13 protein-coding genes are annotated in these 12,446 nt (G+C 34.6%); 5 read left to right on the top strand and 8 right to left on the bottom strand.

Annotation, left to right across the window (positions count from 1 at the left end; all coding sequences use genetic code 11):
* The first annotated feature begins 61 nt into the window (after positions 1-61).
* A complete protein-coding gene (locus AC57AW_RS06345) occupies positions 62-589 on the top strand; it encodes a hypothetical protein (protein WP_496351229.1) in 528 nt (175 codons plus the stop codon).
* 108 nt (positions 590-697) lie between these two features.
* On the opposite strand, the gene AC57AW_RS06340 is transcribed toward AC57AW_RS06345, so the two are convergent.
* Positions 698-3,235 carry an ATP-dependent Clp protease ATP-binding subunit gene (locus tag AC57AW_RS06340; protein WP_496351228.1) on the bottom strand — a complete coding sequence of 846 codons (2,538 nt, stop codon included), beginning with the start codon at positions 3,233-3,235 and terminating at the stop codon, positions 698-700.
* A 152-nt stretch (positions 3,236-3,387) separates the two neighbouring features.
* Here AC57AW_RS06340 and AC57AW_RS06335 point away from each other — a divergent pair, with 152 nt between their 5' ends.
* The 4 genes from AC57AW_RS06335 to AC57AW_RS06320 are packed head-to-tail and all read left to right on the top strand — an operon-like array spanning position 3,388 to position 6,147.
* Positions 3,388-3,615: a uroporphyrinogen decarboxylase gene (locus AC57AW_RS06335; RefSeq protein WP_109737861.1), complete on the top strand. Its 228-nt coding sequence runs from the start codon at positions 3,388-3,390 to the stop codon at positions 3,613-3,615.
* Positions 3,612-4,706 carry a glycosyltransferase gene (locus AC57AW_RS06330; RefSeq protein WP_496351227.1) on the top strand — a complete coding sequence of 365 codons (1,095 nt, stop codon included), beginning with the start codon at positions 3,612-3,614 and terminating at the stop codon, positions 4,704-4,706. Before AC57AW_RS06335 ends, AC57AW_RS06330 begins: the two co-directional genes overlap by 4 nt.
* Before the next feature lie 47 nt (positions 4,707-4,753).
* Positions 4,754-5,173 carry a SufE family protein gene (locus AC57AW_RS06325; RefSeq protein WP_318847628.1) on the top strand — a complete coding sequence of 140 codons (420 nt, stop codon included), beginning with the start codon at positions 4,754-4,756 and terminating at the stop codon, positions 5,171-5,173.
* Between the two features lie 50 nt (positions 5,174-5,223).
* Positions 5,224-6,147 (top strand): glycosyltransferase family 9 protein, encoded by a 924-nt coding sequence (locus AC57AW_RS06320; RefSeq protein ID WP_496351346.1) that lies wholly within the window; start codon positions 5,224-5,226, stop codon positions 6,145-6,147.
* Here the strand turns inward: AC57AW_RS06320 and AC57AW_RS06315 are convergent.
* The 7 genes from AC57AW_RS06315 to AC57AW_RS06285 form a co-directional block, all read right to left on the bottom strand.
* Positions 6,137-7,258: a glycosyltransferase family protein gene (locus AC57AW_RS06315; protein WP_496351226.1), complete on the bottom strand. Its 1,122-nt coding sequence runs from the start codon at positions 7,256-7,258 to the stop codon at positions 6,137-6,139. The genes AC57AW_RS06320 and AC57AW_RS06315 overlap by 11 nt on opposite strands.
* 132 nt (positions 7,259-7,390) lie before the next feature.
* Positions 7,391-7,888, bottom strand: coding sequence for a hypothetical protein (locus AC57AW_RS06310; protein WP_496351225.1), 498 nt, complete (start codon positions 7,886-7,888; stop codon positions 7,391-7,393).
* 26 nt (positions 7,889-7,914) lie between these two features.
* Positions 7,915-8,415, bottom strand: a complete 501-nt coding sequence (locus AC57AW_RS06305) for a hypothetical protein (protein WP_496351224.1) — start codon at positions 8,413-8,415, stop codon at positions 7,915-7,917.
* An 87-nt stretch (positions 8,416-8,502) separates the two neighbouring features.
* Entirely contained in the window at positions 8,503-9,000 is a 498-nt protein-coding gene (locus AC57AW_RS06300) for a hypothetical protein (RefSeq protein WP_496351223.1), read from the bottom strand.
* Between the two features lie 87 nt (positions 9,001-9,087).
* Positions 9,088-9,594, bottom strand: coding sequence for a hypothetical protein (locus tag AC57AW_RS06295; protein WP_496351222.1), 507 nt, complete (start codon positions 9,592-9,594; stop codon positions 9,088-9,090).
* Between the two features lie 85 nt (positions 9,595-9,679).
* Positions 9,680-10,177: a hypothetical protein gene (locus AC57AW_RS06290; RefSeq protein ID WP_496351221.1), complete on the bottom strand. Its 498-nt coding sequence runs from the start codon at positions 10,175-10,177 to the stop codon at positions 9,680-9,682.
* Positions 10,178-10,181: 4 nt separating this feature from the next.
* On the bottom strand, positions 10,182-12,395 hold the full coding sequence (locus tag AC57AW_RS06285; protein ID WP_496351220.1) for a cysteine peptidase family C39 domain-containing protein: 2,214 nt from the start codon (positions 12,393-12,395) through the stop codon (positions 10,182-10,184).
* Positions 12,396-12,446: the final 51 nt, after the last annotated feature.

The raw sequence follows: 12,446 nt of genomic DNA, 5'->3' as shown, positions 1-12,446 counted from the left end.
TAAGGCACCATAACAAGTGATAGGAGTGTGCAAATATCATCAAAACAAAAAATATCTACATATGAAAAAGAGTATTATTTCAATGATGCTGATCATCTCAGGTTTAGCATTTTCCCAGGTTTCAGTGGGCACCCAGCCACAGGAAAGCAGCAAATGGACGTTTGGAGGAGGAATCGGATTAGGATTCGGGAGTAACAGTGCTTTTAATCTGTCTGCTTCACCAAGAGTGGGATACAGACTTACGGATGATCTTGAAGCAGGGGTTGTGGGAAGTGTATCCTGGCAGACTTCCGATTATTATAAATCTACCATGTTTGGAGTAGGTCCGTTTGTCAATTATTATTTTGCCAGATCATTTTATGTGGGAGCAAACTATCAGCACTATTTTGTTGATTACAAGGATAAAAACTTTGATTATAAATACAATACAGAAGAAAACGCGTTGTATCTTGGAGGAGGATATATGCAGAGAATCGGGAATAATTCTTTTATGCAGTTCGGATTAATGTATAATGTGCTTTGGAAGCAAAATTCAAGTGTATTTTCAAGCGGTCTGATCCCGAATATCGGATTTGTGGTGGGACTTTAATCTTGTGATTGTGTCAACCAGGAACAGTCTTTAGCCAAAACTTATAAAAACAAAAAGCCCCGGGAAATTTCCCGGGGCTTTTCTATTGAAATTAAATTATTTATTCAATTATGATTGAGAAGATTTCTCAGCAGCAGATTTTTTCGTTTTCTGCGTTTTTCCAATCAATCCGTCTTTAGCCTCATTAAGGTCAAGAACTACGGTTTCTCCTTCATTCAATTGCTTGTTTACCAGCATTTCTGCCAATAAGTCTTCAATATATTTCTGGATGGCACGTTTCAATGGTCTTGCACCGAAATCTTTATCCCATCCTTTTTCAGAAATGAAGTTTTTAGCATCTTCAGTTAAGTCAACTTTATATCCTAATTTTTCAAGTCTGCCATACAATTTGTTTAGTTCAATATCAATGATTTTCTTGATATCATCCTGAACAAGAGAGTTGAAGATCACAATGTCATCAATTCTGTTTAAGAATTCAGGAGCAAATGCTTTCTTAAGAGCACTTTCAATAGTACTTCTTGCTCTTGTATCTGAACTTGTCTTTTTAGCTGAAGTTCCGAATCCTACACCATCTCCAAAGTCTTTAAGATCTCTGGTTCCGATATTGGACGTAAGAATGATAATCGTATTTCTGAAGTCGATTTTTCTGCCTAAGCTGTCTGTAACGTGTCCTTCATCAAGAATCTGTAACAGAATATTGAATACATCAGGGTGAGCTTTTTCAATCTCATCCAAAAGAACCACAGCATAAGGTTTTCTTCTTACCGCTTCAGTCAGCTGACCACCTTCTTCGTATCCTACATATCCCGGAGGCGCACCTACCAATCTTGAAACTGCGAATTTCTCCATGTATTCACTCATGTCAATTCTGATCAGAGATTCATCGGATTCAAAGAGTTCTCTTGCCATTACTTTAGCCAGCTCGGTTTTACCAACCCCGGTTGTTCCAAGGAAAATAAATGTACCGATAGGACGGTTTGGATCTTTAAGACCTGCTCTGTTTCTTTGAATTGCTTTCACAACCTTTTTCACAGCATCTTCCTGACCAATTACTTTTCCGTTCAGTTTTTCATCCATCTGGGCAAGTTTGTCCAGCTCGTTCTTACCAACTTTTGTTACAGGAACTCCACTCATCATAGAAACCACTTCCGCTACATTTTCTTCCGTTACGGTTTCTTTTTTCTCTTTTACATCTTTATCCCATTTTTCCTGAGCAACATTCAGTTCCATCTGAAGACGTTCCTCTTCATCTTTAAGCTTTCTTGCCTCAAGATAATCCTGAGCTTTTACAGCTTTCTGCTTCATTTCTTTAATCTCTTCGATCTTCTTTTCAAAATCAATGATTTCGGTAGGAACTTTCATGTTTTTGATGTAAACACGTGATCCGGCTTCATCCATTGCATCAATCGCTTTGTCCGGTAAGAAACGGTCTGTAATATATCTTGATGTCAGATTAACACACGCCAGAATCGCTTCCGGAGTATACACTACATTATGGTGCTCTTCATACTTATCTTTGATCTGGTTCAGAATCTGAATAGTTTCATCAATAGAAGTAGGCTCCACCATTACTTTCTGGAATCTTCTTTCTAAAGCACCATCTTTTTCTATATACTGACGGTATTCATCCAGAGTTGTTGCCCCGATGCATTGAATTTCACCTCTTGCCAAGGCAGGTTTGAACATATTGGAAGCATCTAAACTTCCTGTAGAACTTCCTGCTCCTACAATCGTATGAAGCTCATCAATAAATAAGATGACATCTCTGTTTTTTTCCAGTTCCGTCATGATGGCCTTCATTCTTTCTTCAAACTGACCACGGTATTTAGTTCCGGCAACTAAACTTGCCAGGTCTAAAGTGATCACTCGTTTTCCGTAAAGAACTCTAGACACTTTTTTCTGTTGAATTCTTAATGCTAAACCTTCAGCAATGGCAGATTTACCAACTCCCGGTTCTCCGATAAGAAGAGGGTTGTTTTTCTTTCTACGGGATAAGATCTGAGAAACTCTCTCAATTTCTTTTTCACGGCCGATTACCGGGTCTAATTTTCCATCTCTGGCCAAAGAAGTAAGGTCTCTACCAAAGTTATCCAAAGTAGGCGTTTTACTTTTTGCAGAACCTAGATTTCCTGTAGGCTTTCTCATCTGCTCAAATTCTTCTCTCTCATCATCATCATCATAAGCACTCATCTGTGGAGACTGGCCAGAATTTTTAAGCATAGTCTGGTATTCTCTTGAAACTCCTTCATAATCGATGTCGTAAGCTCCCAGAATATTTGAAGTAGGGTCCTCATATTTATAAAGAATACCTAAAAGCAGGTGAACGGTATTAATTTCATTGCTCTTATATTGTCGGCATTCTAGCTCCGCACGCTTAATGGCATGATCCGCCATCTTGGTGAAAGAAATATTGGTAACCTCTTCAGAAATAGGATTTAGACTTGCTGTATTTAAAGTTTCAATTTTTCTTCTGATTTGTGTTAAATCCGCATTAAGGTTTTGAAGGATTTCTTTTGCAGAGTTTTCCGTTTTTATAATACCTAAAAGTAGATGTTCTGTATTAAGAAATTCACTTTTCAGCCTTTTAGCTTCGCTTTTGCTTTGTTTGAACACCTGGCTCAAACCTTGTGAAAACTTATAATCCATAATATATCTCATTAGAACAAAGGCAACATTACCTTTTATTCATTATCTAAATTACAAATATTTTACCAAAAATCAATTAATGACTTTATGGCAGTAAAAAATTTTATTATCTTATTGAAAATGATTAAGTTTGTTATCCTTAAAAATTTCTCATGAGCCCCGAATCTACTACTTATATCGGATATTCTGCCTCAGTTTTTATCGTGCTGAGTTTCATACTGAAAGATGTAAGAAAAATTAGAATTGTCAATATGATTGGCTGTTTTTGTTTTGTCATTTATGGCTTTTTTAGCGGGCCGTTATGGCCGGTTATCATTCCAAACGGATTGATCTGCCTTATCCAGATCTATCATTTAATACTAGGCAAGAAAAAGGAATGAGGAAAAAAGTAATCACTTCAGCTTTTAGCAGCCTGTATACGGACCAGCGAATAGAAAAGGTGTGTAAAACCCTTTTTGATAATGGATATCCAATAGAACTTATAGGAAATGACTGGGAAGGAAATGAGAAAATGGAGCGTCCTTATCCTTTTTCCAGAATAGAATTGACGTCAAAAAGTCTAAAGACTGCCTATTTTGAATTCAACTGGAAGCTGTATAAGGAGCTAAAGAAAAAAGCTGACAAAGATACTATCCTTCATGCCAATGACATAGATGCACTTCTGCCAAATTATCTCATTGCCAAAAAACTTAATATCCCGTTGGTCTTTGACAGTCATGAAATTTTCACAGAAATGCCATCAGTACAAAACAGGTTTTCACAGAAATTCTGGAGGGTGCTGGAAAGAAAACTAGTTCCTCATGTGAAATTGATGATGACAGAAAGTGAAAGCTACGCCGAATGGTTTCACGAAAAATACAATGTCAACCCAGTAGTTGTCAGAAATATTCCGAGAAAAATTCTTTCTGCTCCTGAAATTCCGGAAAATCATCCTAAAATTATTCTGTATCAGGGAGCGATTAACCAGTCCAGAGGAATTGAAAAAATGATTGTTGCCATGCATCATATTAAAGGCGCTGTTCTTAAAATTGCTGGTGACGGACCGAAGAAAAAAATATATGAAGAACTTGTCATTCAGGAAAAACTGCAGGACAAAGTTTTTTTCCTTGGTAAACTGAAACCGGAAAATCTTAGGGAAATAACGAAAACAGCAGATGTAGGATTTAGTCTTGAAGAGAATAACGGAGTCAGTTATTATTATTCACTTCCCAACAAGGTTTGTGATTATATTCAGTCCAGAGTACCGCTTGTTATGATCAATTTTCCGGAGATGCAGCGTATAAAAAATCAGTTTAATGTAGGAGAGATCATTACAGATCATCAGCCTGAAACGATTGAAAAAGCAATTAATCTGGTTCTCGAAAGAGGAAGACTGTACTATCAGAGTGAACTTAATAAAGCTGCAGATGTATTTTGCTGGGAGAATGAGGAAACAAAAATTCTTCAGCTTTTTGAAAAAGCATCCCGGTAATAAATTTTACAAAATTGGTTATCTTTGCAAAAGTAATTTGATTAAAAATGACCATTAAAGAAAAACAGCAGGAAATAATCGACGAGTTCGCTTTTCTTGAAGATTGGGAGCAAAAGTATGAGTACATCATTGATCTTGGAAAAGAACTGAAAGGCTTGCCGGAAGAGAGTAAAACTGAAGAAAACCTGATTAAAGGCTGCCAGAGTAAAGTTTGGATTGATGCTGAATTTAAAGATGGGAAACTTTTCTTTAATGCAGATTCTGACGGTATTTTACCCAAAGGAATCGTTTCTCTTTTAGTAAGTATTTACAGTGGACATTCTACTCAGGAAATTCTGGATTCTGATTTTGATTTTATTGCTGAAATAGGATTACAGGAGTTTCTTTCGCCATCCAGAGCAAATGGACTGATGGCAATGACCAAACAAATCAAGTTTTATGCAGTTGCCTATCAACTGAAATCATAGCCGTGACAAAAATTTTAGCATATCGTTTTTCCGCATTCGGAGATGTTGCGATGACTGTGCCTGTTTTCAGAGAATTTCTGGAGCAGAACCCCGGTGTGGAAATTATTATGGTCTCCAGGAAGAATTTTGAAGCGTTGTTTGCGGGAGTTCCTAATGTGACTTTTAAAGGAATTGATCTTGATGATTATAAAGGCCTCTTTGGATTGAGAAAACTGAGCAATGAACTGATCAGGGAATTTAATCCGAATTGTATTGCTAATCTTCATGACGTAATCCGGACCAAGGTTTTAGACAGAATATATAGAAGAAAAGGACTTAAAGTTTTCAAAATAGATAAAGGTAAAGAGGAGAAAGAACATCTTACGGATGTATGGAACCTTGAGAAAGTACAGTTAGAGAAAACGGTGGAGCGTTATGCTGATGTATTCCGGAAAATGGGATTCAAAGTTGAGCTATCCCATCAGCTCAAACGGACTTCAGAACATCAATCAGGAATTGGGTTTGCTCCTTTTGCCCAACATAAGGGAAAGATGCTTCCTCTGGAAAAATCCTATGAACTGGTGAGAATTCTGGCTCAGAAACATACGGTGTATTTCTTTGGAGGCGGTAAAACAGAAACAGAAACCCTTGAAAGATGGGAAAGAGAGATTCCTAATACGAAAAATCTTTCCGGAAAACTAAACCTTACCGAAGAGCTCAATCATATTGCCGGGCTGGAACTGATGATTTCCATGGATTCTGCGAATATGCACCTTGCAAGTCTTGTAGGAACGAGGTGTGTTTCGATTTGGGGAGCTACTCATCCCTATGCCGGATTTTTAGGATTCGGGCAGAGTGAAGAAGATGTGGTTCAGGTAAAAGACCTTACCTGCAGGCCGTGTTCTGTTTTTGGGGATAAAGAGTGCTATAGAGGAGACTGGGCTTGTCTTGAGGAATTCAATATTCAGAAAGTGATAGACCGGGTTAATTTTTAAAAATAATCTTGACGATCTGTTCGGCTTTAGCATGATCCGAATGTGTTTTTTCTAAGATTTCCTTTCTCTTTTCATTGTCATCATAGTTTTTTTCAGCTGAGGTAATAATCTGTTGGCGAATTTCGCCCATATTGGCCCCATACAAGCATAAATTTGTCAAAACGGGGTCATCTGTAATATTTCCATTAATAATCACAAAACGGCTGTTGTAAAGAGTGTTGAAAAGCTTCACTTTGGTTCCTGAATTCTGATAAGAGATCAGAATATTGGCATGAGCATTTTCCAGAAGATGATGAAGGTTTTCTGTGGTCAGGATAGGAGTGAGGCTAATGTTTTCAACCGCTGAAATTTTTCTTTTAATATCTTCACTGGCACGGTCGGAGGCAACAACAAGCTTATACTGTGGAAGGGTTTTGAATAAATCAATAGTCTCAATCAGGGCTTTTTTGTTATCAGCAGTGGTAAGGTCTCCATGAAAAAGAAAATAATCTCCTTTTTTATCCAGCTGCTTTACCGATTGATTGCCATGGAAAATATGAATCAGCCGTGCATTTTTTGAATGCGTCTCTACTTCATCATATTCCTTTTCAGACAGACATAATACAGCATCAAACTTCTTTAAAAGCTTTTTTTGATATCCTTTATGCTTTAAGGATTCAATTCTGTACACAATCTTTTTGAATATGTTTTTTTCTGATGATGAAAGACCTTTATAATACTCTGTTTCGTTGTTATGATAACGGAGGTATAGTTGGTGTCCGCTATCCTTCAGAAACCTGATGATATGTGCTGTCTGCAGTCCTTCGAATAATATCGGAGCATTGATCTTTTCCAGGTTTTTAAGAAGTACATCAGAATCTCGTATTGCAGCTGCGAAAGGAATTCCTGAGAAATAGAGGAGTGGATTCTTTTTCTTTTCATAAAAAAAGACATTTTCTGTGATTTCTTCTATTTCCTGATCAATTGTTTCAGGAACCTGATCAACAAAACAGTGAAGGTGGATTTTTATTCCCAGGTCAGATAAAGCCCTGATCTTATAATACACATCAATGATCCCGCCATAAGAAGGAGGGTAGGGATAGTTGAATGATATGATATGGAGTTCCTTCACGTAGGATAAAATTCAAATGCAGGCAAAGATAAGGAAAAGTGAATGAGAAGCTTTGTGATTTGCTTAGGAAACAATCTCTCAAGAATTGAGAGATTGTTGTTTTATTAATTAATAATATATTTAAATATAGGATTATTTTAAGATCTTATAAGATGTATAATCTTTAATGGTTTTTAGCTCATAAACTTCTTCTTTATCAGCATCTATAATCCTGATATTATCTAAAGGAACATTTTGGCAATGGATGAAACTAATGAATTGCCATGCATTAAATTTACCTTTAACTATAATATCAAAACCTTTTTCTGTTTCTAAAGAACTATACCATTCCCACTCTCTTATTTTTTGGAATTTATATATGGATAAATCAATATCTTTTAACAGCTCATCATATTTATAGTCATCATCACTCAGTTGCTTGATTTTGCTTACAATTCCCTGTGGAAGCCGTTTTTCCCATTTTGGATCTTCATAGTGAAGAGTTTTATTATTTAAGAATATTAATACAGCATTCTTGAAGTTATCTAATACCTCTTTAGCATTGGCTATATTTCTTACCCTAACAATCTGATAACCTTTTAAAGGTTTTTCACCTTTTACATTAAGTTGTATGTTTCCTTCCTCTGTCATCATTTTGTTTAGAAATATTAATTACTTTATTTTAAGATCTTATAAGAAGTATAATCTTTTATGGTTTTTAACTCATAAAATTCTTGCTTATCAGCATCTATAATCCTGATATCTTCTAAAGGAACATTTTGGCAATGGATAAAATTAATGAATTTCCAACTATTAAATTTGCCTTTAACAATAATATCAAATCCCTTTTCTACTTCTATTGAGCTGTACCATTCCCAATCTCTAAGTCTTTGATAATCATCGATATTTGAATTGACGCTGTACAAAAATTCATCATATTTCTTATCATTATCATCCAATTGTTTTATCTTGTTTACTATACCTTGCGGTAATAATTGTTCCCATTTAGGATCTTCATCACTTAAGGTCTTATTTTTTAATATTGTTAGAACTGCATTCTTAAAATTGTCTAATACCTCTTTTGAGTGGGCTATATTTCTCACTCTAACAATCTGATAGCCTTTTAAAGGTTTCTCTCCTTTTGTGTTATACCGTATGTTGTCTGATTCTGTTATCATTTTATCATTGTAGTTAGAGAGTCTTATGGCTGAAAACCATTCTCTACTGTAATTCAAGAATGGTTTTGTTTAGAAATATTAAGTTATTTATTTTAAGATCTTATAAGAAGTATAGTCTTTTATGGTTTTTAACTCATAAAATTCTTGTTTATCAGCATCTATAATCCTGATATCTTCTAAAGGAACATTTTGACAATGGATAAAACTGATGAACATAGCATTAAAATCACCTTTTACAATAATATCAAATCCTTTTTCTGTTTCTAAAGAACTATACCATTCCCATTTTTTAATTTCTTGAAAGTTATAGATAGTCATATCTATATCATCCAATAGCTCATCATATTTATAATCAACATCATTTAATTGCTTGATTTTGCTTACAATGCCTTGTGGGAGTAATTCATTCCATTTAGGGTCTTCATAATGAAGGGTTTTATTTTTCAAGAATGTTAGCACAGCCTTTTTAAAATTCTCTAAAACTTCTTTAGCGTTAGCTATATTTCTTACTCTAACTATCTGATAGTCTTTTAAGGGCTTTTCTCCTTTTGTGTTATATTGTATGTTTTCTGATTCTATTATCATTTTATTTTTACAGTTAGAGTGTCTATGATTGAAAGCCATTCTCTACGATAATTCAAGAATGGTTCTGTTTAGAAATATTAAATTATTTTATTTTAAAATCTTGTAAGAAGTATAATCCTTGATAGTTTTTAGCTCATAAAACTCTTGTTTATCAGCATCAATAATCCTGATATCATCTAAAGGAACATTTTGACAATGGATGAAACTAATGAACTGCCCAGCATTGAACTTTCCTTTAACTATAATATCAAAGCCTTTTTCTGTTTCTAAAGAACTATACCATTCCCATCTTCTGATATCTTTATCAAGAAAATTATCAACACTTGAATGGACTCTATATAAAAGTTCATCGTATTTGTAGTCATCATCACTTAATTGTTTTAGCTTGTTTACAATTCCCTGTGGTAGTAGTTGCTCCCACTTAGGGTCTTCATCACTTAAGTTCTTATTTTTTAAAATTGTTAGAACAGCCTCCTTAAAATTGATCAATACCTCTTTAGCATTGTTTATATTTCTTACTCTCACAATTTGATAACCCTTTAAAGGCTTTTCACCTTTTACATTAAGTTTTATGTTTCCTTCCTCTGTCATCATTTTGTTTTATAGTTAAAAAATATTCTAAACAAAACCATTCTTGAAGTATCGTAAAGAATGGTTTTGTTTAGAAATATTAATTACTTTATTTTAATATCTTATAAGAAGTATAATCTTTAATGGTTTTTAACTCATAAAATTCTTGCTTATCAGCATCAATAATCCTGATATCATCTAAAGGAACATTTTGGCAATGGATAAAATTGATAAATTGATGAGCATTGAACCATCCTTTTACAATAATATCGAATCCTTTTTCTGTCTCTAAAGAACTATACCACTCCCAATCTTTTATATCTTGAAATTTATAGACACTTGTGCTTAGCCTATATAAAAGTTCATCGTATTTGTAGTCATCATCACTTAATTGTTTTAGCTTGTTTACAATTCCCTGTGGTAGTAGTTGCTCCCACTTAGGGTCTTCATCACTTAAGTTCTTATTTTTTAAAATTGTTAAAACTGCATTCTTAAAATTATCTAATACTTCTTTTGAATGAGCTACATTTCTCACTCTAACTATCTGATAGCCTTTTAAAGGTTTTTCCCCTTTTGTATTATATTGTATGTTTCCTGCCTCTGTCATTGTTTTATTTTTTAATAATTACTGCTCTTTCTTTAAATATTCTTTTAAAATCTTCAATATTCATTTTGTATGAAGCACCTTGATTCATAGGTAAGGGGTCACGTAAAAATACTTTACCATCTTCCACTTTCTCCAGTACTACTGCATGTCCTTTAAAATGTTCTGTGCCAATACTCACAACTGCTTTATCTCCGTCTTCTAATTTTTCTAATAACTTTGATAACTTAATATCTTTTTCAGCAATAGCTGTTACCTGATCTTCCAATCTTTTGAAATATAGAGCCTCAGGGATATCTAAAATTGAAGCCCCATTAGTATCAGTTTTTAATGCTCTTGCCAATTCATCTTCTAATAGTAAAATACCCTTGTCATGTAATGTCATTCTCAAAGAAGTAGCAGCACAAGTATAGTCTGTAGATTGTCCAAAGACCTTAGCTTCACTTAAAAATCGCTCTATCTTAATTCCTGCATTCTCAGCAAAAGACTTAGTTGCATCACCGCCTCCTTTTTGAAGTTTTCTTCCTTTGATTATTACTTCCTCTATATCATGGATTTCATCAGCCAGTTCCTCTGCTTTAGCACCATTCTTAGCACCTTGTAATAATTCTTCAATGAATCTGGTAAAGCCGGCAAACCCTTTAGCACAAGCCTTTCCAAATCTAATAATAAATCTTGAAAGAAAAGCCAGTAAATCTGTAATTCCTAATGTAGCCACAGAAACAGTTTCCCTTGCCAGAACCTTTAATAAACTTGCTGCTTTTTGTACATAAGTAGTTCCTTTTACTACATTCCCTGCGCCTTCTGTAAAAATGAGAAGGAGAATGTTTATAAGAAGTTCAAAAGCAAAAATACCTATGTAAAAAGCTACCGTATATCGTGAAATGTCCCCAAAGTATTCTTTCATTTTATCCAATACTCCTTCCATGTCAGATTTTGAAATATTTCCACTGGCTTTAAAAAGGTCTTTGACTCCTTGTAAGAATTTAGGTACATTCTCTGTTACCCAATCCAAGACATCTTCTGCTTTTTCCATTAAATCTCTTCTTTCAAGATACTGTTGATAAGAAAAAGCAGTTATGGGCTGTAAAAGAAATTCTAAAATATAAAGTAAGCATTGGATAAGGCTGATCAATCCATTATTAACACCACAATAGAAGGCATTAGCTAATTTAAGAACCTCTACCCCCTGTTTTACCAATTCACTAAGATCATCTGTTACATTGGTAAGAAAGGATCTAATATCAGTAATAACTCCTGTAATTTTATTAATCAATTTTTTAAAAGCATCAGGAAGGTGGTCTATAGAAGCATCCTTAACTTTATTAGCTGCCTGTTTCACCATAGCCCATACCTTTGAAAAAGCAACTTCTGCTCCCTGAACAAAAGGATTGTCACCTAAGCTCTCAAAGAACTGTGCAGCTTTATTTATATTAACAGGAACTGCAACACCTCCTATAATAGGGATTAATGGAGAATAATCTTTAGCCTGAGGATTATAATTCTTCTCTGTAGGCTTAAAAACTTCCAGCTTTTCAGCACACCATCCAATGGCATCAGCAGGAATAGAAGAAATATTTCCTATAATCTCTTCAAACCTTCTGTCTCCTGTATAAAACTGATATTCTCTCATTAAAGCCTGATGAACAAGGGTAGCATCTATTTTATCCTTCTCAAAAGTATAAGCTAGCTGTGTCAAGTAGGCAGCTTCATCTTCCATAGAGGTAATATTCCTAAAAAACTGACCATTTACATTGGAAGGTAATGGTTCTGGAAATCTCTTAAAGAGCTGTACAAAGTAATCTCCCATCTTGGCAATGTAAAAATCACCAGAGAAGTTTGATTTGTTAGGATTAGGTTTCTCATAGAACAGAAATAAAGCCTGTTTCTTCCTTGCATTACCCTTATAGCTTCCGTATACCTGTGAACCTGTTTCACAAGGAAGAACTTCTGCATAATACTCATATCCCTTTTCTCCTTTTTCATTGACACCTGTTGAAGAAAAAACAGATACAGGATTGTCGGTAAGATAGGAATATCCTAAAGGAGTATTTCTATAATCATGGAATGGACTTCTGTAATCAGGAGAGTTATCTTTGTTGATTATATGATCACCCAAAGCATTTTTATCTCCTACAAATCCCTTGTTTAAATCTTCTATGGAAATGACTTTATATCCTGGAAGGTCACCTTCCCAATCATCGTCAAATTCTTTTTTCATAAGCTGTATTTTAGCAATTAATAATTGTTTTTAATGTTACTAAAGCAAAGC

Source organism: Chryseobacterium sp. BGA-UO-ETr-SB22 (assembly GCF_059567885.1).
This window is presented reverse-complemented; position numbering and strand designations above follow the sequence as displayed.

Bases quoted from the DNA above. Each gene is read 5' to 3' on its own strand.
- AC57AW_RS06345 (WP_496351229.1), top strand. From the start codon at position 62: ATGAAAAAGAGTATTATTTCAATGATGCTGATCATCTCAGGTTTAGCA.
- AC57AW_RS06340 (WP_496351228.1), bottom strand. From the start codon at position 3,235: ATGGATTATAAGTTTTCACAAGGTTTGAGCCAGGTGTTCAAACAAAGC.
- AC57AW_RS06335 (WP_109737861.1), top strand. From the start codon at position 3,388: ATGAGCCCCGAATCTACTACTTATATCGGATATTCTGCCTCAGTTTTT.
- AC57AW_RS06330 (WP_496351227.1), top strand. From the start codon at position 3,612: ATGAGGAAAAAAGTAATCACTTCAGCTTTTAGCAGCCTGTATACGGAC.
- AC57AW_RS06325 (WP_318847628.1), top strand. From the start codon at position 4,754: ATGACCATTAAAGAAAAACAGCAGGAAATAATCGACGAGTTCGCTTTT.
- AC57AW_RS06320 (WP_496351346.1), top strand. From the start codon at position 5,224: ATGACTGTGCCTGTTTTCAGAGAATTTCTGGAGCAGAACCCCGGTGTG.
- AC57AW_RS06310 (WP_496351225.1), bottom strand. From the start codon at position 7,888: ATGACAGAGGAAGGAAACATACAACTTAATGTAAAAGGTGAAAAACCT.
- AC57AW_RS06305 (WP_496351224.1), bottom strand. From the start codon at position 8,415: ATGATAACAGAATCAGACAACATACGGTATAACACAAAAGGAGAGAAA.
- AC57AW_RS06300 (WP_496351223.1), bottom strand. From the start codon at position 9,000: ATGATAATAGAATCAGAAAACATACAATATAACACAAAAGGAGAAAAG.
- AC57AW_RS06295 (WP_496351222.1), bottom strand. From the start codon at position 9,594: ATGATGACAGAGGAAGGAAACATAAAACTTAATGTAAAAGGTGAAAAG.
- AC57AW_RS06290 (WP_496351221.1), bottom strand. From the start codon at position 10,177: ATGACAGAGGCAGGAAACATACAATATAATACAAAAGGGGAAAAACCT.
- AC57AW_RS06285 (WP_496351220.1), bottom strand. From the start codon at position 12,395: ATGAAAAAAGAATTTGACGATGATTGGGAAGGTGACCTTCCAGGATAT.